The sequence below is a fragment of the Leisingera sp. ANG-DT genome, assembly GCF_000813785.1.
Lineage (GTDB): Bacteria > Pseudomonadota > Alphaproteobacteria > Rhodobacterales > Rhodobacteraceae > Leisingera.
The window spans coordinates 16,600-39,795 of sequence record NZ_JWLE01000040.1; the positions used below are offsets into that span (position 1 = coordinate 16,600).

At 64.8% G+C, this 23,196-nt stretch carries 17 protein-coding genes; 9 read left to right on the forward strand and 8 right to left on the reverse strand.

Annotated elements, in window-relative coordinates; all coding sequences use genetic code 11:
- Window positions 1-130: 130 nt before the first annotated feature.
- The gene (locus tag RA21_RS20370; protein WP_039152202.1) at window positions 131-1,420 is read left to right on the forward strand and encodes a hypothetical protein; all 1,290 of its coding nucleotides are present in this window, start codon (window positions 131-133) and stop codon (window positions 1,418-1,420) included.
- A gap of 44 nt (window positions 1,421-1,464) precedes the next feature.
- Here RA21_RS20370 and RA21_RS20375 read toward each other — a convergent pair whose 3' ends face one another.
- Complete coding sequence (locus tag RA21_RS20375; RefSeq protein WP_039152204.1) at window positions 1,465-3,834, reverse strand: Tex family protein; 2,370 nt, start codon at window positions 3,832-3,834, stop codon at window positions 1,465-1,467.
- A 336-nt stretch (window positions 3,835-4,170) separates the two neighbouring features.
- Between RA21_RS20375 and gatB the strand changes: the two genes are divergently transcribed.
- The 3 genes from gatB (at window position 4,171) to RA21_RS20390 (ending at window position 7,787) form a co-directional block, all read left to right on the forward strand.
- The gene (gatB, locus tag RA21_RS20380; RefSeq protein WP_039152206.1) at window positions 4,171-5,682 is read left to right on the forward strand and encodes an Asp-tRNA(Asn)/Glu-tRNA(Gln) amidotransferase subunit GatB; all 1,512 of its coding nucleotides are present in this window, start codon (window positions 4,171-4,173) and stop codon (window positions 5,680-5,682) included.
- A gap of 196 nt (window positions 5,683-5,878) precedes the next feature.
- Entirely contained in the window at window positions 5,879-7,120 is a 1,242-nt protein-coding gene (gene pepT / locus RA21_RS20385) for a peptidase T (RefSeq protein ID WP_039152207.1), read from the forward strand.
- A 169-nt stretch (window positions 7,121-7,289) separates the two neighbouring features.
- Window positions 7,290-7,787: a DUF4177 domain-containing protein gene (locus RA21_RS20390; RefSeq protein ID WP_039152209.1), complete on the forward strand. Its 498-nt coding sequence runs from the start codon at window positions 7,290-7,292 to the stop codon at window positions 7,785-7,787.
- 82 nt (window positions 7,788-7,869) lie between these two features.
- Here RA21_RS20390 and RA21_RS20395 read toward each other — a convergent pair whose 3' ends face one another.
- On the reverse strand, window positions 7,870-8,124 hold the full coding sequence (locus RA21_RS20395; protein ID WP_039152211.1) for a BolA family protein: 255 nt from the start codon (window positions 8,122-8,124) through the stop codon (window positions 7,870-7,872).
- 106 nt (window positions 8,125-8,230) lie between these two features.
- On the opposite strand from RA21_RS20395, the gene RA21_RS20400 reads away from it, so the two are divergent.
- The 5 genes from RA21_RS20400 to RA21_RS20425 all read left to right on the forward strand — a co-directional run bounded on the left by RA21_RS20400 (window position 8,231) and on the right by RA21_RS20425 (window position 14,859).
- Window positions 8,231-8,854 (forward strand): DnaJ domain-containing protein, encoded by a 624-nt coding sequence (locus RA21_RS20400; protein WP_039152212.1) that lies wholly within the window; start codon window positions 8,231-8,233, stop codon window positions 8,852-8,854.
- A 409-nt stretch (window positions 8,855-9,263) separates the two neighbouring features.
- Complete coding sequence (gene cobS, locus RA21_RS20410) at window positions 9,264-10,250, forward strand: cobaltochelatase subunit CobS (protein ID WP_019298280.1); 987 nt, start codon at window positions 9,264-9,266, stop codon at window positions 10,248-10,250.
- A 166-nt stretch (window positions 10,251-10,416) separates the two neighbouring features.
- Window positions 10,417-12,294: a cobaltochelatase subunit CobT gene (cobT, locus tag RA21_RS20415; RefSeq protein WP_019298281.1), complete on the forward strand. Its 1,878-nt coding sequence runs from the start codon at window positions 10,417-10,419 to the stop codon at window positions 12,292-12,294.
- A gap of 370 nt (window positions 12,295-12,664) precedes the next feature.
- Window positions 12,665-14,455 (forward strand): aminopeptidase P family protein, encoded by a 1,791-nt coding sequence (locus RA21_RS20420; RefSeq protein ID WP_039152217.1) that lies wholly within the window; start codon window positions 12,665-12,667, stop codon window positions 14,453-14,455.
- A gap of 62 nt (window positions 14,456-14,517) precedes the next feature.
- Window positions 14,518-14,859: a DUF427 domain-containing protein gene (locus tag RA21_RS20425; protein WP_019298283.1), complete on the forward strand. Its 342-nt coding sequence runs from the start codon at window positions 14,518-14,520 to the stop codon at window positions 14,857-14,859.
- A gap of 186 nt (window positions 14,860-15,045) precedes the next feature.
- Here RA21_RS20425 and RA21_RS20430 read toward each other — a convergent pair whose 3' ends face one another.
- The 6 genes from RA21_RS20430 to ftsZ all read right to left on the reverse strand — a co-directional run bounded on the left by RA21_RS20430 (window position 15,046) and on the right by ftsZ (window position 22,834).
- The gene (locus RA21_RS20430) at window positions 15,046-15,237 is read right to left on the reverse strand and encodes a hypothetical protein (RefSeq protein ID WP_039152219.1); all 192 of its coding nucleotides are present in this window, start codon (window positions 15,235-15,237) and stop codon (window positions 15,046-15,048) included.
- A gap of 196 nt (window positions 15,238-15,433) precedes the next feature.
- Complete coding sequence (locus tag RA21_RS20435) at window positions 15,434-17,116, reverse strand: chloride channel protein (protein ID WP_039152221.1); 1,683 nt, start codon at window positions 17,114-17,116, stop codon at window positions 15,434-15,436.
- 89 nt (window positions 17,117-17,205) lie between these two features.
- A complete protein-coding gene (gene recN, locus RA21_RS20440; protein WP_039152223.1) occupies window positions 17,206-18,855 on the reverse strand; it encodes a DNA repair protein RecN in 1,650 nt (549 codons plus the stop codon).
- Window positions 18,856-18,882: 27 nt separating this feature from the next.
- On the reverse strand, window positions 18,883-19,731 hold the full coding sequence (locus RA21_RS20445) for an outer membrane protein assembly factor BamD (protein WP_019298287.1): 849 nt from the start codon (window positions 19,729-19,731) through the stop codon (window positions 18,883-18,885).
- Window positions 19,732-19,968: 237 nt separating this feature from the next.
- Window positions 19,969-20,916, reverse strand: a complete 948-nt coding sequence (gene lpxC, locus RA21_RS20450; RefSeq protein WP_019298288.1) for a UDP-3-O-acyl-N-acetylglucosamine deacetylase — start codon at window positions 20,914-20,916, stop codon at window positions 19,969-19,971.
- A gap of 199 nt (window positions 20,917-21,115) precedes the next feature.
- On the reverse strand, window positions 21,116-22,834 hold the full coding sequence (gene ftsZ / locus RA21_RS20455; protein WP_039152244.1) for a cell division protein FtsZ: 1,719 nt from the start codon (window positions 22,832-22,834) through the stop codon (window positions 21,116-21,118).
- Between the last annotated feature and the right edge of the window lie 362 nt (window positions 22,835-23,196).

Consider the following 23,196-nt stretch of genomic DNA (forward strand, 5'->3'; position numbering starts at 1 on the left):
TTTGGATTTTAAACAGCCTTGCGCGGTTAACCGCCCAAGCGCGTTAACTTCCTCAGTGCCGCCATCTTTGCGCCCCATTGCCTGACGAAACTGTGAACAACGATAAGCTGCCACGTATCAGGAAGCACAAATGCTCACACAGTCTCGACAGGCACGGGATCTTCTGTCCCGCATATCAGGCCTGGTATCCAGCCGGTCCCGGCCTGCTGCGCGCCAGGTCCCAGCCCCTTCACCAGCCCCTGCCGCTGCCGGTCAGAATCCGGCACGGCGGCTCGAAGACAGCCTGTCCATCCCGGTCCGCAGCGAACACGGCGACCCCGAGTGCATCGCGGCCCAGGACCGCGGCCAATTCCTGGCCCGCCAGGAGCTGTGGGAAGATCTGTCGCAGCAGATCCGCGACGCTGACGAGACCCGCGCCGCCGCCCGATGCGGCCTGCCGCTGGCCGATCTCATCGCCTATGGCGCCCGCGCCGATGTGGTGACCGCAACCGAACATGCCCTGGCCGAAAGCCAAAACGCCGGCAGCCGCGCCCTGATCCGTGGCCTGATGGCGTTTGAGGCGCTGCGGGCAGAGAACCGCCACGATCCGTATCTGACAGCCCTGGTGGCGCTGGCCCATATCGATATCGGCTGGGCCTGGCGCGGTACCGGCGGGCAGGATACGCCCCCCCCGAACCAGCGCCGCTGCGCCGCTCACTTCGACCGTGCCGCGGCCCTGCTGGACCCGATTGCGCAGGCCAGCCAGAACAGCCCGTTCCTGCTGGCGGCGCAATGCGCGCTCTATGCCGGCCGCCGCAGCGGCACCATGCAGGTGGCAGACGCCTACAGCGCGCTGATTGATCTGGCCCCCGGCAACCACCGCCACATGCGCGCGCTTGGCACACAGATGCTGCCCGGCGCTTCAGGCTCCTATGCCGCGCTGGAGCTGGAAGCCCGCCGCACCGCTGCCCGCACCGAACAGACCTGGGGCGCAGGCGGCTACGCTTGGGTCTATTTTGACGCCATCTCCATCGACGATCAGGCTTGCGCCCGCGTCGACACCCAGTTCTTTCTGGACGGGCTGCGCGACATCGTGCGGGCCAACCCCTCGCAGGAGATGATCAACCTGCTGACCGCCTATTGCACCGTTGCCCTGCCCAAGGGGCCGGACCGGGACCCGCAGGGTGACAGGCAGAGGCTGAAGATCGCTGAGGCCGCAAACTGGCTGATCCGCGATCACCTGAGCGAATTGCACCCGCTGGTCTGGGCCCACGCAGAGGAAGGCTTCGACAACAGCACCCGCATCCGCTCGGTCAGCCGCTTCGCCGCCCGCGGTCACGCCGGCGCGCTGCAAGCAATTGCCGCCCAGTTCCGTGAGGAAATCGAAAACGGCCAGCAGGTTGCCTTTACAGAACAAGGCCTGCAGCTCACTTCAGCTTGAAGCTTTTGTTTTAAATAGAAAAACGGGGCCGCGGCCCCGTTCCATCATTTCTTCTTGAAGGCATCCATCAATGCCGCGCCCAGCGCCCCTGTGCCTTGGCCGGAACCCTGATCACGGCTCTGGCCGCCCTTGGGTGCGGCAGGCGTCCTGCCCTTGCCGCCTCCCTGATGCCCGCCCGGCTTGCCGCCACGGCGCGGTCCCGCGCCCTTGGCCGGGCCGCGGGCGTTCCGCTCCTCCTTGGCTGAGGCGCCCCCGTCCTTCTTCATCGTCAGCCCGATCCGCTTGCGCGGCACATCCACCTCGGTGACCGTGACCTTGACCACCTGGCCGGTCTTCACCACCTCATGCGGGTCCTTCACAAACCGGTCGGCCAGCTGGCTCACATGCACCAGACCATCCTGATGCACGCCAATGTCGACGAATGCGCCAAAGGCCGCGACATTGGTCACTGTGCCCTCCAGCACCATGCCAGGCTTCAGGTCGGTAATCTCCTCCACCCCGTCCTTGAAAGAGGCCGTGACGAAAGACGGGCGCGGGTCGCGGCCCGGTTTTTCCAGTTCCTGGAAAATGTCGCGCACGGTGGGCAGGCCGACGTCCCCGCCGGTAAAATCCTCCGCCCGCAGGGACTTGAGCGATGCGCCGTCGCCCATGATCTGGCGGATATCGCGCCCGCAGGCAGCGACGATCTTGCGCGCCACACCGTAACTTTCGGGGTGGACCGAGGACGCATCCAGCGGCTCCTTGCCGTCGCGGATGCGCAGGAAGCCCGCGCATTGCTCAAACGCCTTGGGGCCAAGCCGCGCCACCTTCAGCAGTTCCTTGCGCGAGCTGAATGCGCCGTTCATGTCGCGGTGCGCCACAATCGCCTCCGCCAGGCCGGGGCCAAGGCCCGAGACATGAGAGAGCAGCGGCGCCGACGCCATGTTGAGGTCGACGCCAACTGCGTTCACCACGTCCTCGATCACTGCCTCCAGCGACTTCGACAGTTTGTGCTGGTCCACATCGTGCTGGTACTGGCCGACACCGATGCTCTTGGGTTCGATCTTCACCAGTTCCGCCAGCGGGTCCTGCAGGCGCCGGGCAATCGACACCGCGCCGCGCAAGCTCACATCCAGACCGGGAAACTCCCGCGCTGCCAGTTCGGAGGCGGAATAGACCGAAGCGCCGGCCTCGCTCACCACAACCTTGGTCGGCGCCTTGATCTTGGCAGGCAGATGTTTCAGCACTTCGGCCACCATCCGCTCGGTCTCGCGGCTGGCGGTGCCATTGCCGATGGCGATCAGCTCCACGCCATGTTCGGCGATCAGTTTCACAATCGACACCTGCGCCCCGCGCAGATCGTTCTTCGGCTGGAACGGGTACAAGGTCTCTGTCGCCACCAGCTTGCCGGTTGCATCAACCACCGCCGCCTTGACGCCGGTGCGGATACCCGGGTCCAGCCCGAGGGTCGGCCGCGCACCGGCCGGAGCTGCAAACAGCAGGTCCTTGAGGTTGCGGGCAAAAACCTGAATGGCGTCTTCCTGCGCGCGGCCGCGCAGATCGCCCATCAGCTCCAGCATCATCGAGAGGCTCAGTTTCACCCGCCAGGTCCAGCCCGCGACCTTGCGCAGCCACTTGTCGCCTGGGCCATTACCGCCCGCGCCCAGCTCCGCCGCGACCATTCCTTCCGCCCGGGCCACGCCCTCTTCCGGCTCCGGTCCCACGTCCAGCGTCAGCACGCCTTCGTTTGAGCCGCGCAGCATCGCCAGCGCCCGGTGCGAGGGCACATCCGCCCAGCGCTCGGAATGCGCAAAATAGTCAGAGAACTTGGCGCCCTCCTGCTCCTTGCCCTCAATCACCTTAGCGGTCAGCACCGCCTCCCGCTGCAGGAACTCCCGCAGCCGCCCCAGCAGGGAAGCGTTTTCCGTCAGCCGCTCGGTCAGGATATCCCGCGCGCCGTTCAGCGCGTCCTTCACCGTGGCCACGGCCTCGGTGATATACCCTTCCGCCAGCTTCTCCGGATCGGCACTGCGGTCGCCCAGGATGGCATCTGCCAGCGGCTCCAGCCCGTTTTCCTTGGCGATCATCGCTTTGGTGCGCCGCTTGGGCTTGTAAGGCAGATAGATATCTTCCAGCTGCGCCTTGGTCTCCGCTTTGGCGATCGAGGCCGCCAGATCATCGGTCAGCTTGTCCTGCCCCTTGATCGACTCAAGGATGGCGGCCCGGCGCGCTTCCAACTCCCGCAAGTACGCCAGCCGTTCCGCCAGGGTGCGCAACTGGGTGTCATCCAGCCCGCCGGTTGCCTCCTTCCGGTAGCGTGCGACAAAGGGGACCGTGGCGCCTTCATCCAGCAGCGCAACCGCGGCGCTCACCTGCTTGGCGGCGGCGCCGATTTCCGTGGCAATGGTCTGGCTGATGCGGGCGGATGTGTCCAAGGCGGCCTCCTGTTGAACTGCTCGGGCTGCCAGTTCTAGCCCTCCTGATGCACCCCGCCAAGAGGCTGAATCTGCCCCAAGCGAACCATTGCGAAGGGCAGCGACCGTCCGAGGGTGGACGCGAAGCGCCCGCCCGTGGGGGCGGACGGGCGCTGCCCGGGCTTGCAGCCCGTGCAAAATAAGGGCTATCCGCACCGCGCAGAATTTTCTCCGTCACCTGCCCTCTTGCCCCTGCGCGCCGCCGGGCCTAGAACGCTGTGCAACTGAAAATGACATTGTGCCGGTGAAACATCGCACCATGCCACTGCAACTGACATTCGGATACGGCGGAAAACCATGCTCGACCTGACATATGAACTCCCCAAGCCCAAGGTGATCGCGGGCGCCAAGCATGACTGGGAACTGGTCATCGGCATGGAGGTGCACGCCCAGGTCAGCTCCAATGCCAAGCTGTTCTCCGGTGCCTCCACCAAGTTCGGCGCCGAGCCGAACTCCAACGTGGCCTTTGTGGACGCGGCGATGCCCGGCATGCTGCCGGTGATCAACGAATACTGCGTCGAACAGGCCGTGCGCACCGGGCTGGGGCTGAAGGCCGATATCAACCTGTGGTCCGCCTTTGACCGCAAGAACTACTTCTACCCCGACCTGCCGCAGGGCTACCAGATTTCCCAGCTTTATCATCCCATTGTAGGCGAAGGCGAAGTGCTGGTGGAACTGGGTGACGGCACCGCGCGCAACGTGCGGGTGGAGCGTATCCACATGGAGCAGGACGCGGGCAAGTCGATCCACGACATGGACCCCAACATGTCCTTTGTCGACCTCAACCGCACCGGCGTCTGCCTGATGGAGATCGTCTCCCGCCCCGACATCCGGGGACCGGAGGAAGCGGCGGCCTATATCGCCAAGCTGCGCCAGATCATGCAGTACTTGGGCACCTGCGACGGCAACATGCAGAACGGCAACCTGCGCGCCGACGTGAACGTCTCGGTCTGCCTGCCGGGCCAGTATGAGAAGTACCAGGAAACCCAGGACTTCAGCCACCTCGGCACCCGCTGCGAGATCAAGAACATGAACTCCATGCGCTTTATCCAGCAGGCAATCGAAGTCGAGGCGCGCCGCCAGATCGCCATCATCGAGGGTGGCGGCAAGGTCGAGCAGGAAACCCGCCTGTATGATCCGGACAAGGGCGAAACCCGCTCCATGCGCTCCAAGGAAGAAGCGCATGACTACCGCTATTTCCCCGATCCCGACCTGCTGCCGCTGGAAATCGAGCAGGCCTGGGTTGATGATATCGCCGCCAACCTGCCGGAGCTGCCGGACGAGAAAAAGGCGCGGTTCATCAACGACTTCGGCCTCTCAGACTATGACGCATCGGTACTGACCGCAGACGTGGAATCGGCGGCCTTCTTTGAGGAAACCGCCAAGGGCCGCAGCGGCAAGCTGGCTGCAAACTGGGTCATCAACGAGCTGTTCGGCCGCCTGAAGAAAGAAGACCACGCGATCACCGAATCCCCGGTCTCTCCGGCCCAGCTGGGCGGCATCATCGACCTGATCGCCTCTGACGCCATCTCCGGCAAGATCGCCAAGGACCTCTTTGAGATCGTCTATACCGAAGGCGGCGACCCGGCGCAGATCGTCGAGGAACGCGGCATGAAGCAGGTGACGGATACCGGCGCCATCGAGACTGCTTTGGACGAAATCATCGCCGCCAACCCGGCGCAGGTGGAGAAGGCCAAGGTGAACCCGAAGCTGGCGGGATGGTTTGTCGGCCAGGTGATGAAGGCCACCGGCGGCAAGGCCAACCCCAAGGCGGTGAACGAGCTGGTCGCCAAGAAACTGGGCGGCTGATCCGCCGCACATCCGATACCGGAAGGGCGCCCCAAGCGGCGCCCTTTTTCGTGCCGGAAACGGGGGTGTCCTGCGTGCACCCCCTGTACACCCCCTGTGCACCGGGCGGTGCCTTTCCCCGCCACTGCAGCGGAATTCCCCGACTTGACCTTCGCCGCGCCAAGGGCTTTCCTCCCGCCAAAATCCCGGAGGTTTCATGCAGCCCAATTTCGATCAGGAACTTGAGGACCGTCTGGTCCGCTACGCCGCCATAGACAGCCAGAGCGACGAGACATCCGCCGCCACTCCCAGCACTGAAATCCAGTTCGGCATGCTGAACCTGCTGGTGGCGGAGCTGCAGGAGATGGGAGCCGCAGACGTGACGCTGACGGATTACGGCGTGGTGCTGGCGACCATTCCCGCCACAGCGCCGGGGCCGGCCATCGGACTGCTCGCCCATGTGGATACCGCGCCCCAGTTCAATGCCACCGGCGTCAAGCCGCGGGTGATCAAAGGGTATGACGGCGGTGATATCACCTTCCCCGACAATCCGGACCTGGTGTTGTCGCCGCAGAAATCCCCTTATCTGGCCTCCAAACAGGGCGATGATCTGATCACCGCCTCCGGCCTCACCTTGCTGGGCGCAGACGACAAGGCGGGCGTTGCCATTGTGATGACCTTGGCCCGGCATTTGCTGGCAAACCCGGAGATCCAGCATCCGAAGATCCGCCTCGCCTTCACCCCGGACGAGGAAATCGGCCGCGGCGTCGGCGAGCAGCTGCCCAAGGACCTGGGCGTGGAATTTGCCTATACGCTGGATGGCGGCGACGCAGGCGAGATCGTCTATGAGAGCTTCTCTGCCGACCGAGCGGTGGTGACGGTGAAGGGCGTGTCGATCCACCCCGGCTGGGCCAAGGAAAAGATGGTCAACGCCGCGCATCTGGCGGCGAAGATCGTGCAGACCCTGCCGCAGGCCACCATGACCCCGGAAACCACCGCGGGCCGCGAAGGGTTCATCCACATCACCGACATGAACGGCGGGTCTTCGGAGATGGAGATCAAGCTGATCCTGCGTGACTTTGAACTGGACGGGCTGGCCGCCAAGGGCACCCTGCTGCGCAGTGTCTGCGAGGCGGTGCAAGCCACTGAGCCGCGGGCGGAAATCACCTGTGAGTTTTTCCCGCAATACCGCAACATGCGCTATTGGCTGGAAAATGACATGACGCCGGTGGAGCTGGCGCTGGCGGCCTGCCGCGCGCATGGGATCGAACCGATCTCTGCCCCGATCCGCGGCGGCACAGATGGATCGCGCCTGACTGAATTCGGGGTGCCGACACCCAATATCTTCACCGGCATGCAGAATGTGCACGGGCCGCTGGAGTGGATTTCGGTGCAGGACATGGCCAAAGCCACGGAGGTCTGTCTGACCCTGGTGCAGATGGCGACGTCAGAGGGCTGAAACAGCCCAGAAACCGGAATTCTGCGAAAATTCCGGCTCGGAAAACACGTGTTTTCCGGGCCGTTTTCCGCGCCGGAAAACGGCGAAGGACCGCGCATTGCCCAAACGCCCTGCCCCTTGACCGCTCCCCCCATTCCGCTAAACCTGCGGCCTGAGACAGGAGACTTTCATGCAAGCATTTGAATACAAGGTTGTCCCCGCCCCGGCCAAGGGCACCAAGGCCAAGGGCGTGAAGACACCGGAGGCGCGCTTTGCCAATTCGATCGAGATCCTGCTCAATGAGATGGCCGCCGAGGGCTGGGAGTTCCAGCGCGCCGAGCTGCTGCCGAGCGAGGAGCGCTCCGGCATGATGGGCTCTGCCACCAACTGGCGCAACGTGATGGTGTTCCGCCGCGCGCTGGCGACGGACAAGCCTGCTGAGAAGGCCGCGAGCACCCGCAAGGAGCCTGCCGCACCGTCGGTGGAATTCCGTCACAGCGAACCGGAAACACCTCGACTGACGGCGGCTGCAGGCGACCCTGAGGCACCGCCGGAAGCGGAACAGGTGCCTGGCCCCGGTGCCGCAAAGATGCAGGCTGATGACGGCGTTGAGGAGCTGAGCCCAGTCTCCGGCATGACCGCGGCATTGAAGGCGCGGGCCGGCCTTAAAGACGGCAACGACAAGTAAAGCATTGGAATGGCGGGCAGATTGCCCACCCGTTTGGCGCCTTGCTTCACAGGGCGGGCAGATTGCCCGCCGCTCTTTGGTCTCAGGCGCCGATATCCAGCGCCAGCGCGTGGATGCGCGGCACGATGTCCCCCAGCGCCTTATGCACCGCGCGGTGCTGCTGCACCCGGTTCATGCCCTGAAAGGCCCCGGCACGGATTCGCACCGCAAAATGGCTCTCGCCGGAGCCGTCATCGCCCGCGTGGCCCGCGTGTTTGTGGCTTTCGTTGACCACTTCCAGTGCGGTTGGCGCAAAGGCCGCCTGCAGCGCCGCTTCCATTTCCTGCTGAACGCTCATTTTCCGCTCATCCCCATCTTTTTTGCCTGCGCCCCCTTCAATCTGGCGCCCCTTAGACTAAACTGCTGCCTCCGAGTCGAACAGATGCGTCTAGAAGGTGCGCCCCATGAGCAAATCCGATCCCTTTGGCTTCGATATGTCCGTCCGCTCCGCCAAGAAGAAGAACCCGCGCGGGCGGCGCGCTGCCAGCGGAGCGTCCGAGACGTCCCAGCGCGTGTGCGACAAGGACGGCTGCGAGGAGGCCGGCAAGTTCCGCGCGCCCAAAGCACCGGATGTGCTGGATGACTTCTTCTGGTTCTGCCAGGAGCATGTGCGCGAGTACAACAACCAGTGGAACTTCTTTGAAGGCACCACCGAGGCAGAGATGAATGCGCAGCGCTCCAAGGACAAGGTCTGGGAGCGCGAGACCAAGCCGCTGGGCGACCCGGAGGCGCGCGCCTGGGCACGGCTGGGCATCGAGGACCCGCATCAGGTGCTGGGCGCCAATGCGACCCAGAACCCGGGCCGCGCGGCCAAGGCAGGCCGCCGCCTGCCACCCACCGAGCGCCGCGCCATCGAGATCCTGGAGGCCAAGGACGACTGGTCCAAGGCCGACATCCGCAAGGCCTACAAGAAGCTGATCAAGGTGCTGCACCCGGACATGAACGGCGGCGACCGCAGCCAGGAAGAACAGCTGCAGGAGGTCCGCTGGGCCTGGGACCAGATCAAGGACAGCCGCAGCTTCAAGTGAGCCGGGGGTGGATTTCCGGAAACCGGGGCGGCAGCAGCCGCCCTTTTTTCATTGCCGCGCCATAGGTTGCGATGGGCGGTCTTTTGCCGAAAGTTTATGATAGAAATTTTATTTCTTTGACGCATACCGCCCTGACCGGTTACGCAGGGGCATGCCGGGCGCAGCTGTCCCCCCAAAAGCGCGACATAACCGGCAAAACGCGCCCCCTGCTGCCCGGCTGGGGGCGCTTTGAATTTCCCCTGCAGCGCTGAACTGCCTGGCCGGCCCGCTCTGGCCCGTCCAGTTGCGGATCAATCGCACGTTCAGCTGGCTTCCGGCGCGACTTTCCCTTGCCCTTGGCGGCCAGATCAGGCACCAATCCCGCGAATTGGCCCCTGACAGCAGGGAAGAGGGATAAGGACCGACTGCGATGACCGACGGATTTGTGGATATGGATGCGAAACCGACCGAAACGATTTCGGTGCGCGATGTGTTCGGGATCGACACTGACATGACGGTCAAGGGCTTTGCCGACAGCTCAGAGCGCGTTCCGGCGATGGACCACACCTACAAGTTCGACCCGGAAACCACGCTGGCGATTCTGGCGGGCTTCAGCCACAACCGCCGGGTGATGATCCAGGGCTACCACGGCACCGGTAAATCGACCCATATCGAACAGGTTGCGGCGCGGCTGAACTGGCCCTCTGTCCGTGTGAACCTGGACAGCCACATCTCCCGGATCGACCTCATTGGCAAGGACGCGATCAAACTGCGCGACGGCAAGCAGGTCACTGAGTTCCACGAGGGCATCCTGCCCTGGGCGCTGCGCAACCCGGTTGCGATCGTGTTCGACGAATACGACGCGGGCCGCGCCGACGTGATGTTTGTGATCCAGCGGGTGCTGGAGCATGACGGCAAGCTGACCCTCTTGGACCAGAACGAGATCATCACTCCGAACCCGTTCTTCCGCCTGTTTGCCACCGCAAACACCGTCGGCCTCGGCGATACCACCGGGCTTTATCATGGCACCCAGCAGATCAACCAGGCACAGATGGACCGCTGGTCGCTGGTCTCGACCCTGAACTACCTGAGCCATGACGCCGAGAGCGCCATCGTCCTGTCCAAGGCGCCGCATTACAACACCGCCGAGGGCCGCAAGAAGATCTCCCAGATGGTGACCGTTGCCGACCTCACCCGCACCGCCTTCATGAACGGCGACCTGTCGACCGTGATGTCGCCGCGGACGGTGATCAACTGGGCCCAGAACGCCGAGATCTTCCGCAATGTGGGTTATGCTTTCCGCCTGTCGTTCCTGAACAAATGCGACGAGCTGGAGCGCCAGACCGTGGCCGAGTTCTACCAGCGCTGCTTTGACGAGGAGCTGCCGGAGAGCGCCGCGAGCGTTTCGCTGGGCTAACTGGTAAAATGCCGCCCGGCCGCAGGCCGGGCAGCGCCCGACCCGCCCCCCACGGGGCGGGCGCTTCTCGCCCACCCCGCCGGGCCGGCCGCTGCCCTTTCCGCAGCACACTCGCTGGACTTTCAATCAGGCAAGGGCGATGCTGACTGGCGGAAAAGGTGCGACCATGAAAAAGCCGAACGACAACCCAGCCGATCCGTTCAAGAAGGCGCTGGCCGAAGCCACCAAGGTGATGGCCGACGACCCGGAACTGTCGGTCAGCTATACCGTCGACCCCTCGGGGCTGTCGGGCGACTCGATGCGGCTGCCGCAGGTCTCCCGCCGGATGACCCGCGAGGAGGTGCTGCTGGCCCGTGGCACCGCGGATGCGCTGGCGCTGCGCCACAAGTTCCACGACGACGCTACCCACGCCAAATATGTGCCGCAGGGCGAAATGGCCCGCGACCTCTATGAGGCGATGGAAACCGCCCGCTGCGAGGCGATGGGCGCGCGGCATATGCCCGGCACCGCGTCGAACATCGACGTCAAGATCCGCAACGAGTCGATCCGCCGCGGCTATGACCAGATGAAGTCCTCCTCCGAGGCGCCGCTGGCCGCCGCCGCGGGCTATCTGGTGCGCCATCTGGCGACCGGCCGCGAGTTGCCCGAAGGCGCGGGCAACATCATGGAGCTGTGGCGCGGGTTCATCGAATCCCAGGCCGGCGGCACGCTGGAGAACCTGGACGAAACCATTGCCGACCAGGCCGCCTTTGCCAAGCTGGCACGGCAGGTAATCTCTGATCTGGGCTATGGCGACCAGTTGGGCGACGACCCGGATGAGCTGGACGACGAGGCCAATGACGAGGCCGAGGACAACGCCGAAGAGCAGCAGGACCCGGACAGCACCGGCCAGGACGATAGCGAGGAGGAGCAGGCCGACGCCTCTCCTGAGCAGAGCCAGGAGCAGCAGCAGGACGAGAGCCAAGCCCAGGTCTCGATGGACGAAATGGCCGACGATGATCTGGCCGAGGACACCGAGATGCCCGATGGCGAGGCGCCGCTGGAGCCGCCTGCCCCGCCGCCGGTCTCTGACGCCGACCCGGACTACAAGGTGTTCCTGGATGCCCATGATGAGGAAATCAACGCCGAGGAACTGGCCGAGCCTGCCGAGCTGGAGCGCCTGCGCGCCTATCTCGACCAGCAGCTGGAGCCGCTGAAGGGCGCCGTCAGCCGTTTGGCGAACAAGCTGCAGCGCCGCCTGCAGGCGCAGCAGAACCGCTCCTGGGAGTTTGACCGCGAGGAAGGCATCCTGGATGCCGGCCGCCTGGCGCGGGTGGTTGCCAACCCGACCACGCCGCTCAGCTTCAAGGTCGAAAAGGACACCGAGTTCCGCGACACTGTGGTGACGCTGCTGCTCGACAACTCCGGCTCGATGCGCGGCCGCCCGATTTCCATCGCGGCGATCTGCGCCGACGTGCTGGCCCGCACGCTGGAGCGCTGCAACGTGAAGGTTGAAGTCCTCGGCTTCACCACCCGCGCCTGGAAAGGCGGCATGGCGCGCGAGGCCTGGCTGAACGACGGCCGCCCGCAGCAGCCCGGCCGCCTGAACGACCTGCGCCACATCATCTACAAGGGCGCCGACGCCCCGATGCGCCGCACCCGCGCCAATCTGGGCCTGATGATGAAAGAGGGCCTCTTGAAGGAAAACATCGACGGCGAGGCGCTGGAATGGGCGCACCGGCGGATGGTGGCGCGGCGCGAGGCCCGCAAGATCCTGATGGTGATCTCCGACGGCGCGCCGGTGGATGATTCGACGCTGTCAGTGAACCCGGCGAACTATCTGGAGAAGCACCTGCGCGATGTGATTGCGATGGTGGAGAAGCGCAAGCAGGTGGAGCTGCTGGCGATTGGCATCGGCCATGACGTGACCCGCTATTATGAGCGTGCGGTGACGATCACCGATGTTGAGCAGCTGGCCGGCGCCATGACCGAACAGCTGGCCGCCCTGTTCGACAGCGACCCGCGCGCCCGCGCCCGGGTAATGGGCATCAAACGGGCCAGCTGATCCTGTAGCGGACAAAGGCAAGGGCGCGCTCCCGCGCCTTTGGCCTGCATCTGCAGATGCCGTCCTCAGCCTTGGGCATGGCCGCGCGCTGACGCGCGCGGCGGCGCCGGATGCCCTGCATCCGGCGCGTGGCCCAACGGGCCGCAGCGCATCTTGGATGCGCCAAGGCCGGGCGGGAGCCTCCCCCGATTCAAGCCTTCCCGCTTGTTCCGTCAGGTCCCGGCAAATCTCTCTGCCGCCGCCCTTGCCAGCCGCAGGGGTATTTGGGACAAGAAGGGGCGCGCGGCTGCTCAGCCCCGCGCCTTTTCTTTGCTGCGGCACTCAGGGTTTCCCCTGCTGCCGCCCCGCCCCATTAGCAGGAGAGACGCCGATGTATCAGACCTTCGATGTGACCGCCCGCCCGGACCAAGGCCCGCCCCGTCTGGCTGCCCTGCGCAAGGAACTGGCGGCGGAAGGTCTCGATGGATTCCTGGTGCCGCGCGCCGATGCCCATCAGGGCGAATACGTGGCGCCGCATGATGAGCGCCTTTCCTGGCTCACCGGCTTCACCGGCTCCGCAGGCTTTTGCGCGGTGCTGCGGGAGATTGCCGGCGTCTTCATCGACGGCCGCTACCGCACCCAGGTGAAACGGCAGGTCGCCACGGACTATACCCCCGTGCCCTGGCCCGATGTGCAGCTGGCGGACTGGCTGAAAGAACAGCTGCCCAGCGGCGGCAAGGTGGGCTTTGATCCCTGGCTGCATGCTGCGGGACAAATCACCTCGCTGGAAAAGGAGCTGAAGGGCAGCGGCATCACCCTGGTTCAATGCGATAACCTGGTGGACCGGATCTGGGCGGACCAGCCCGCGCCGCCGATGAACCCGGTGGCCGCGCACCCGCTGGACTACGCAGGCGAAAGTGCGGCGGACAAATGCGCGCGGCTGGCCAAGGGACTGCGCGAGGCAGGCCAGGCGGCGGCGGTCATCACCCTGCCCGACAGCATCATGTGGCTGTTGAACATCCGCGGCAGCGACGTGGCCCGCAACCCGGTGGCGCATGGCTTTGCCATCCTGCACGATGACGCGCGGGTGGACCTGTTCATGGCTGCGGAGAAGCTGGACGGGCTTGAGGGCCACTTTGACAGCTCCGTCACCGTGCATGCGCCGGAAGACTTCCTCAAAGCCACTGCAGCACTCAACGGGTCAGTCGCTGCCGACTCCGGCACCGTGCCGCAGATCGTGGCGGACAAGCTGGGCGAACGGCTGGTGCCCGCAGGCGACCCCTGCGCTCTGCCCAAGGCACGCAAAAACGCCGCCGAGATCGCGGGCAGCGCCGCCGCCCACCTGCGCGACGGTGCCGCCATCGTGGAGATGCTGGCCTGGCTGGATGCGCAGGCACCCGGCACCATCACCGAAATCGACGTGGTGAAGAAGCTGGAGAGCCTCCGCAGTGCCGACCCTGCCCTGCGCGACATCAGCTTTGAAACCATCGCAGGCACCGGCGAGAACGGCGCCGTCATGCATTACCGCGTGACTGAGGAGACCGACACACGGCTGGAGGACGGCCACCTGCTGGTGATGGACAGCGGCGGCCAGTATCTGGACGGCACCACCGACATCACCCGCACCATCGCCATCGGCACGCCGGGCGAGGAGGAGCGCGCGGCCTTTACCCGCGTGCTGCAGGGCATGATCGCCATGTCCCGCCTGCGCTGGCCCAAGGGGCTGGCGGGCCGCGACATCGAATGCATCGGGCGGATGCCGCTGTGGCTGGCAGGGCAGGATTTCAACCACGGGCTTGGCCACGGCGTCGGAGCTTACCTGAGTGTGCATGAAGGCCCGCAGCGGCTGGCGCGCACCAGCCATGTGCCGTTTGAGCCCGGCATGATCCTGTCCAATGAGCCGGGATACTACCGCGAGGGTGCCTTTGGCATCCGGATCGAGAACCTTCTGGTTGTTGAAACCGCCCCGGCCCTTGACACCAGCGACGCAGAGCGCGACATGCTGTGCTGGCGCACGCTCACCTTTGCCCCGGTTGACCGGCGGCTGGTGAATGCCTCCATGCTGACAGCAGACGAGAAAGACTGGCTCGACAGCTACCACCAGGAGGTTCTGGCAAAAATCGGCCCGCAGCTCAGCCCCGCCGCAAAGGCGTGGCTTGATGCCGCAACCGCCCCCTTGTGACACGGCAGTGTTACATAGGCTGAACACAAGACGACAAGACCGAAGAGAATGGGAAAACACGCATGACCACTATCCGTATCCGCAAGGCCGAAGGCACCTGGACTGTCCGCTCAGGCGGCGCCGTATTGGGGGAAACCTCCAATGCACTGGAGCTGTCGGAGGGCGATCTGGATCCGGTCATCTATTTCCCGCGCGAAGACATTGCGATGGCGTTCCTGGACCGCACCAGCAAGACCACCCACTGCCCGCACAAGGGTGACGCCAGCTATTTCTCGATCGCCAACAAGTCCTCGGTGACCGAAAACGCCGCTTGGAGCTATGAGGACCCCAAGGATGAAGTTGCAGAGATCAAGGGCCACCTGGCCTTTGTGCTGAGCGACTCCGTCAAGGTGGAACAGGTCTGAACCGCCCGCCCGGCTTCACTGCGGGAGTTTCGCGCAGCTGCGGCCGTCCTGCCAGACGGCAATAAGTTAAAAAAACAAGCACCGGTGCCTTGGCGCCGGTGTTTTCACTTGGGGGTTCTTAGGCCGGCAAAGCCCTGCCGCTGTCCAAAACAGCGGCTGTCTGCCGTCCGGCACAATCTAAGGGGATCAGGTCAGGACGGCCCGGCTGAGGTTCAGCCTGGCTTGCTCCAAAGAGTCGCCTGCACCGAGAATATCCGTTTCGCGCGCACATTGGATTGCGTAGTTGATTGCCGCTTCCAGTGCTGCCCGTTCGTTTTCCCGCTCGTCCGCCTTGTGTTTCGCACCAGCCTCTTGCGGGCCAGTTTCGAAGTTTCGCATTTTGGTTGCCTGCCGATGTGAGTGTTTTTGCGACTTATTCACGTATTGTTGAGTCAGACTTTGATGCAGAGCAATGCGCAGATTAATTAATCCTTAACCTGTATCCAAAATCTCACATATCCGGGGAGCAACGCGGAAAGTTTCCCCTAAACCGGCACGGGTTTGCACTGGCGCCGCTGCAACTGCTCTGCCTGCGCTACCTGTGCTCCTCGGCGGCGGTGGCGGCCAGGGCGCGGTTGTAGGCCTTCAGCGCGTCCACATGATAGAGCGCACCGATGACCTGCTCCTTGCCGTCCTCTTCCATCACCACAGGCAGATAGGGCACATCGGCCCGGTCGAAAACCGGCATCGCCGCCTCCAGCGAGGCAGCCGCGCGGATGCACAGCCCCTCCTCCACCAGCGCCTGGCAGTCCTCCGGGCTGGCGCAGCGGCTATCGCCCATCGGCCGCATCACCGCGCCTGCGCGGATCAGCGCCAGCAGATAGGCCTGCGGCCCGGCGGCGCAGTGAATGTCGCGGCGCTCCAGCTGGGTCAGGAAGAAGGACCGGTCCACCAGCCGCGAGGCCAGCGCGGTGGACATGGAAACCGACACCATCACCGCCAGGCCAATCTGCCAGTCGCCGGTGAGTTCAAACACAATGAGGGTGGTTGAAATCGGCGCGCCCAGCACCGCGGCCGCCACTGCCCCCATGCCGGCAAAGGCGTAGAGCGTGTGGGTGCCAGACACATCCGGCAGCACCGAGGTGGCAATCAGCCCGAAGGCCAGCCCGGTCAGGGCACCGATCATCAGCGAGGGCGAGAACACCCCGCCGCCCATGCGCCCGCCCATGGTGATCGCCACAGCGGCGGTTTTGACCACGGTGAAGATCACTGCCTGTCCCAGCAGCAGCCCGCCAGTCAGCGCCAGAACCGTGGTTTCATAGCCGACACCGATGATATGCGGGAACCAGACGGCGATGACGCCCAGCATGGCACCAGACACCGCCGGGCGCAGCCAGCGCGGCAGCGACAGGCGCTGCTGCACCGTGTTGCCCACCTTCTCGGCAAAGAAGATCGCCCGCATCTGCGCCACCGCCACCAGGCCGCAGATCAGGCCAAGGATCAGAAAAGCGGGCAGTTCCACATAGAACTGCAGCGCGCCGGGCGTGTTGAGGGTAAACTCGGTCACGTCGCCGTATTCCAGCCGGTTGATCACGGTGCCCGCGACCGAGGCCACCACGATCGGCGCAAAGGCGTTGACGGAGAAATGCCGCAGCACCACCTCCATCGCAAACAGCGCGCCCGCAATCGGCGCGTTGAAGCTGGCAGAGACACCCGCGGCCACCGCACAGCCCAACAGGTCGCGCCCGGTGATGCCGTCGGCGTTGATCCGGTTGCTGACCCAGGTGGAAATCACCCCGGCCAGATGCACCACCGGCCCTTCCCGGCCCGTGGACCCGCCTGTGGAGAGCGTGATGAAGGACGCCAGCGCCGAGGCCAGACCCTCCTTGTGCTCCACCCGGCCGTCATGCAGCGCAGCACCTTCGATCACATCGGCAACCGAGCGCACCCGGGCATCCGGAGTGAAGCGGTCGAGGATCAGCCCCACCACCAGCCCGCCGCCTGCAGCAATGCTGACCAGCACATACCAGGGCAGATCCTGCGCGTAGGAATGCAAGTAGTCGACATCCGGCGCGCCATAGACCCAGGCCTGCAGCGCCGCGATCCCCTTGCGGAAGAACAGCGCGGCAAAACCGGCGGCGATGCCGATCAGGAGCGCGATCAGCCAGAACTGGAACTGGCTGGGGCCGCGGTGGCGCAGCACCCGCCAGATGTCCTTGAGGCCGGCCAGCCATTGCAGGAGAATTGCGGAAAGGGACGAACGGATTTCTTGCACCATAACCTGTCAGCGGGTCTTTTTGTTTTCTGTGGCCCCTAGCTGCCACAGTCCGGTTAAAGAACCCTCACCCAGGCTATGGCGCCGGCGGGTCATCCCGCCAGCAGCGCGCGGGCCGCGGCACGGGCCTCCTCGGTGATGGTATCACCGGACACCATCCGGGCAAGCTCATCCACCCGCTCGGACTCGGCCAGCGGCACTACCTGCGACAGGGTCATGCCGTCGACCACCTGCTTGCGCACCTGCCAGTGATGGCCGCCAAGCGCTGCAACCTGCGGCGAGTGGGTGACCACCAGCACCTGTCCGCCGCCGGCAAGGCTGCGCAGGCGCCGGCCCACGGCATCGGCCGTCGCACCGCCGACGCCGCGATCGATCTCGTCGAAAATCAACGTCTTGCTGGAATCCTCGCCGCGCAGGCAAACCTTCAGCGCCAGCAGGAACCGGCTCAGCTCACCGCCGGAGGCGATCTTGTTCAGCGGGCCTGCCGGCGCGCCGGGGTTGGTGGCAACGGTAAAGGCCACTGCGTCCATGCCCTCCGGCCCCGGCTCTGCCGTGGTGATGCGGGTCTCGAACACCGCGCGTTCCATCTTGAGCGGTGCCAGTTCTGCCATCACGGCCTTATCCAGCGCCGCAGCGCTTTGGCGGCGCACTGCGCCCAGCTGCTTGGCGGCCTCGGTATAGGCCGCCTCCGCGGCCTTCAATGCTGCCTCCTGGTCGGCCAGATCCTGATCGCCCGCGTCCAATGCCGCCAGCTTGCTGCGCAGGGTTTCTGCGTAGCCTGCCAGCTCATCCGGCTGCACGTCGTGCTTGCGCGCCAGGCCACGGATCGCGAACAGGCGCTCCTCACAATCTTCCAGCTCCCCGGGATTGAAATCAAGGCTGTCCAGCACCCGCTCAACCCCGTCCTGGGCATCGCCGAGTTCAATCATCGCGCGGCTGAGCGCCGCCAGCGGCTCATCCAGCCCGCCCTCGGCCTCCTGCCCCGCGACGCCTTCCAGCCAGCGCTGCGCCTCGCCCATTGCCGCCTCAGCACCCTCGCTCAGCAGCGCGTGGGCGCGGGCAATGTCGCCGCGGATACGCTCTGCCGCCTGCATCTGGCGGCGGCGGGTATCCAGCGCCTCATCCTCGCCCGGCTGCGGGTCCAATTTGTCCAGCTCCCCCACCGCGTGGCGCAGGAACTCTTCCTCGGCACGTACCGCTTCCAGCGCGGCGCGTGTGGCCGCCACCGTCTTGCGCGCCTTGGCAGCATCGCCCCAGGCGCTGCGCACAGAGGCCAGCAGCGCCTGCACCCCGGCGTATTGGTCCAGCAGCGCCATATGGCCGCGCGGATTCAGCAAACCGCGGTCGTCATGCTGGCCGTGCAGTTCCACCAATGTCTCCGACAACGCCCGCAGCACCTCGCCCGAGCAGCGGCGGTCGTTGACCCAGGCAGTCTTGCGCCCCTCGGCGGTGTTCACCCGGCGCAGGATCAGCTCATTGCCGCCCGGCAGCCCGGCCTCTTCCAGAATGGCATGTGCGGGATGGCCTTCGCCCAGCTCGAACTCCGCCAGAACCTCGCCCTGGCTTGCCCCCTGGCGCACCAGTTCGGCACGGCCGCGCCAGCCCAGAACAAAGCCGAGACTGTCGAGCAGGATCGATTTTCCTGCCCCGGTCTCGCCGGTCAGCACATTCAATCCGGGCTGAAAGTTCAGCTCCAGATGATCAATGATCAGGATATCCCGGATATCAAGCGCGCGCAGCATTGCCCCGCCCCATTGCCGCGGCGGCCGTTACAGCCACCGCCCCTTGATCGTCTGGCGGTAAATCTGGCTCAGCCAGTTGTTGCCGCGGTCCTTGGGCTTGAGCCCATTTGCGGACAGCAGTTTGTAGCTGTCCTCGTACCAATCGGTGGACTGGAAGTTATGGCCCAGAATGGCCGCCGCAGTCTGCGCCTCGGCGGTCAGGCCCAGCGACAGGTAGGACTCGACCAGACGGTGCAGCGCTTCCGGCGTGTGGCTGGTGGTCTGGAAGTCCTCCACCACCACCCGGAAGCGGTTGATCGCAGAGGAGTAATGGCCGCGGCGCAGGTAATAGCGGCCGATCTCCATCTCCTTGCCCGCCAGGTGGTCAAAGGCCAGGTCGAATTTCAGGATCGCCGAATTGGCATATTCACTGTCAGGGTAGACCTCGATCACGGTGCGCAGCGCCTGCAGCGCCTGGAAGGTCAGCCCCTGGTCACGGCCCACTTCATCGATCTGGTCATAATAGCTGAGCGCCAGCAGATACTGGGCATAGGCCGCGTCTTCATCCGCCGGGTAGAAGTCGATGAACCGCTGCGCGGCGGCGCGGCTGTTCTCGTAATCCTTGACCTGATGATAGGAGAAGGCCTGCATGATCACTGATTGCTTGGCCCATTCGGAATAGGGGTACAGGCGCTCGATCTCGGAAAAGTAATAAACCGCATCCTTGGGACGGCGGTTGGCCAGTTCGAACTCGGCCCGCTCATAAATCTGATCCGGCGGGAAGGCTTCGACCGACTCGCCGCGCTTCACCGCGCCGCCGTCGCCGCCGCAGCCTGCAAGGGCCGCCATCAAAAGGACTGCGCCGAGGGTCTTGGCTCCTGCCCTGATGCCGTTCATTGTGCCTCACCTCACCGTCATTGCCTTACGGGTGTATGCCCCGGTTATGCCGTCTCTAGCATATTCAAATGGCGCGCAAAACGCCTTTCGACACTTCCGCACTCACATGGCAGAGAAAGCCGTCCATGGTCAAGGCTGCCCTGCCGTTCCCGCCCCGTACCGCGCCGCCGCACAGGAAAAGACCCGGGACACTCACGTCCCGGGCCAGTCTGTCCGCTCGTAGTTTGGTCTTCTGCCTTATGCCACGCGGCGCTGCTCGGCCGGGATTTCCGACCAGATCAGCCCCTGCCCCGGCAGCCGTGCGGTCATCGCTGCATCGCAGGCGACGGCCCGGACCGCATCCGGCTGCGCGAACAAGGCCCGCAGCAAAGTGTTGGTCAGCGCGTGCCCCGCGCGCTCGCCAACGTAGCGCCCCAAGATCGGCCCCCCAGCCAGTGCCAGATCCCCCAGTGCATCCAGCATCTTGTGGCGTACAGGCTCGTCCGAGTGGCGCAGACCTGCGCCGCTCTCGACACGTTCCCCATCAAACACAACGGCGTTTTCGCCCGGCTTGCCGCCGAGAGCGAGGCCGTTGGCCTGCATTGTTTCGACATCTGCCTGGCGGCAGAAGGTGCGGCTGTCGCACAGCTCACGCGCAAAGCTGCCATTGCGCATGTCCAGAACCTTGCTCTGGCGGCCGATGGCGGCCTCGGCAAAGTCGATGTGGAATTCGATGGTCAGCCGGTCGCTGGGCAGCAGGGTGGCGCGGGCGCCATCCTTCTCCACCGTTACCGGCTTCAGAATTTCATAAGCCATGATCGGTGCGCCCAGGCGCTGCACGCCGTGCTGCATGATGCCGCGCACAAACGGGGCCGAGGAGCCGTCCACGATCGGCACTTCCGGGCCGTCGATTTCGATCAGTGCGTTGTGCACGCCGCAGCCGGCGAGCGCGGCCATGATGTGCTCAACAGTGGAAACGCTGACGCCGGAGCCATTGACAAGCCGGGTGCAGAGCGGGCTGCGCTCCACCAGATCCCAGCGGGCCGGCACCACGGTGTTGCCCAATGCAATGTCGGTGCGCTTGAACACGATGCCGTGCCCCGCCGGAGCCGGGATCAGGACCATGCGTGCGGGTTTGCCGGAGTGCAGGCCGACCCCTTCGAATGCCACCGATGCTTTGAGCGTATTCTGCACGTTGCGCCTCATTCCACTGTTTCCGGCCTCGGGGGCCGTGTTGCGGATGAGAGTTAAGGTTTTGCTTAAAAACGCACAACTCAATCTTTGTAACGGATTGAAACATGGATGTAACAGGTCGGCAAAACACCGCTCAGATCACCGCAAGAGCTTGAAATACAAAAATAAAAAGCCGCCCGAAGGCGGCTTTTCAAGCGCGATATGTGATGCTTCAGTTTGCCTGGCGGCGCAGGAAAGCGGGGATTTCGATGCGTTCCTGATCCGGATCCGCCTGCTGCTGTGCCTGCTGCGGCTGGGCTGCCGGTGCGTGCGCGTGCATTGCGGGTTGCTGGCGGACCGCCTGCGGCTGCTGTTTCGCGGCCGGGGCGTCATTGCTGCCGGTCATCCGGTGGATCAGCGAATTCAGGCCAAAGCGGCGCTGCCCTTCCGGCTGCTGCTGCTGCGTTTGCTGCTGTTGCTGCGGCGCCTGGGCTGCAGGGGCTGCAGGACGCACGGCCTGCGGAGCCTGTTGCTGCTGCGGCTGCTGCACCCGCTGGGCGGCGGCCTGCAGACGCTCCAGCGCTTGCGGCGACGGGGTGCCCGGCGCGGGCGCCTTGGGGGCGACAAAGGCAGCTTGCGGAGCCTCTGCAACATCTGCCTGCGGACGGAACTCCGGCACCTGCGGCTGGTAGGCGGGGGGCGGCAGGCCGTCGTCGTCCAGCTGCTCAACTTCTTCAAACACGTCTTCTGCCTGCTCCTGAGCGGCAGCCTGCTGCACGTTCAGCTCTTCGAACAGCGACGGCTCTTCCAGAGCGGCGGCGGCAGGCGCTTCCTGCACTGGTTCAGGCGCGGTCTCAGCGGCGGTGGGCTGCTGAACCGGAGTTTCCAGCTCCAGCGGCGCGGCGCGGTTTTCCTCGACGCTGACGGTCTGGCGCAGCGGCGCCGACATCGGGCGGCGCGGTACCGGCATGTCGGTGTTGACGTCGGTTGCGTCGATGCCGGTGGCGACGACGGAGACCCGCATCTTGCCTTCCATGCCGGTATCAAGGGTCGAGCCGACGATGATGTTGGCATCCGGGTCCACTTCCTCACGGATGCGGTTGGCGGCCTCGTCCAGTTCAAACAGGGTCAGGTCGTGCGAACCGGTGATGTTGATCAGCACGCCCTTGGCGCCTTTGAGGCTGATTTCGTCCAGCAGCGGGTTGGCGATCGCCTTCTCGGCGGCCTGGACCGCGCGGTCCTCGCCCTCGCCCTCGCCGGTGCCCATCATCGCCTTGCCCATCTCGTCCATCACGGCGCGGACGTCGGCAAAGTCGAGGTTGATCAGGCCCGGGCGGACCATCAGGTCGGTCACGCCTTTGACGCCCTGGTACAGCACGTCATCCGCCATCGAGAACGCCTCGGTGAAGGTGGTCTTCTCGTTGGCAAGGCGGAACAGGTTCTGGTTCGGGATGATGATCAGCGTGTCGACCACCTTCTGCAGGCTTTCGACACCGGCCTCGGCCTGGCGCATCCGCTTCAGGCCCTCGAACTGGAACGGCTTGGTGACAACACCAACGGTCAGCACACCCAGTTCACGGGCGGCCTGCGCGATGATCGGCGCGGCGCCGGTGCCGGTGCCGCCGCCCATGCCCGCGGTGATGAAGCACATATGCGCACCCGCCAGGTGGTCGACGATCTGTTCGATGCTTTCCTCAGCTGCGGCAGAGCCGACCTGCGGACGGGCGCCTGCGCCCAGACCTTCGGTGACCTTGATGCCCAACTGCACGCGGCTTTTGGCAGCGCTCTGCTGCAGCGCCTGCGCATCGGTATTGGCCACGACGAATTCGACGCCATCCAATTCCTTGGCGATCATGTTGTTGACGGCATTGCCGCCAGCGCCGCCGACACCGAACACGGTGATCTTCGGCTTCAACTCTTCATTCCCGGGCATCGAAAGGTTCAACGTCATGCTCATACCGCCTGTGTTACCTGCCCTTCCCGCAAAGGGCTTATTCCTGTCCTATTCACCATAATCTACCGCGGAGAGGGTGTTTCGTCATCCTAAAAAGCACGACGAACCACAAAATAAGGCCTCATTCTAAGGCAAAAACCGCGGTATTTCGCCGTCCCTAGCAGATATTGCGGATTGAGCACAAGCCACACACAACAAAACCTCTCCAGCCGCAAAATCGCTTTGCAGAGGAGGTCGGTTCCGAAACTTGGCTGGCCACTGCCCGGCCTGCTGAATCGCCGCGTTTGCCGCGGACGTTAAGCACAACTTAACGGGTGACCGGGGCGCTGTCACGCCCTCTTTGCCCGTTCCGGCTGAAT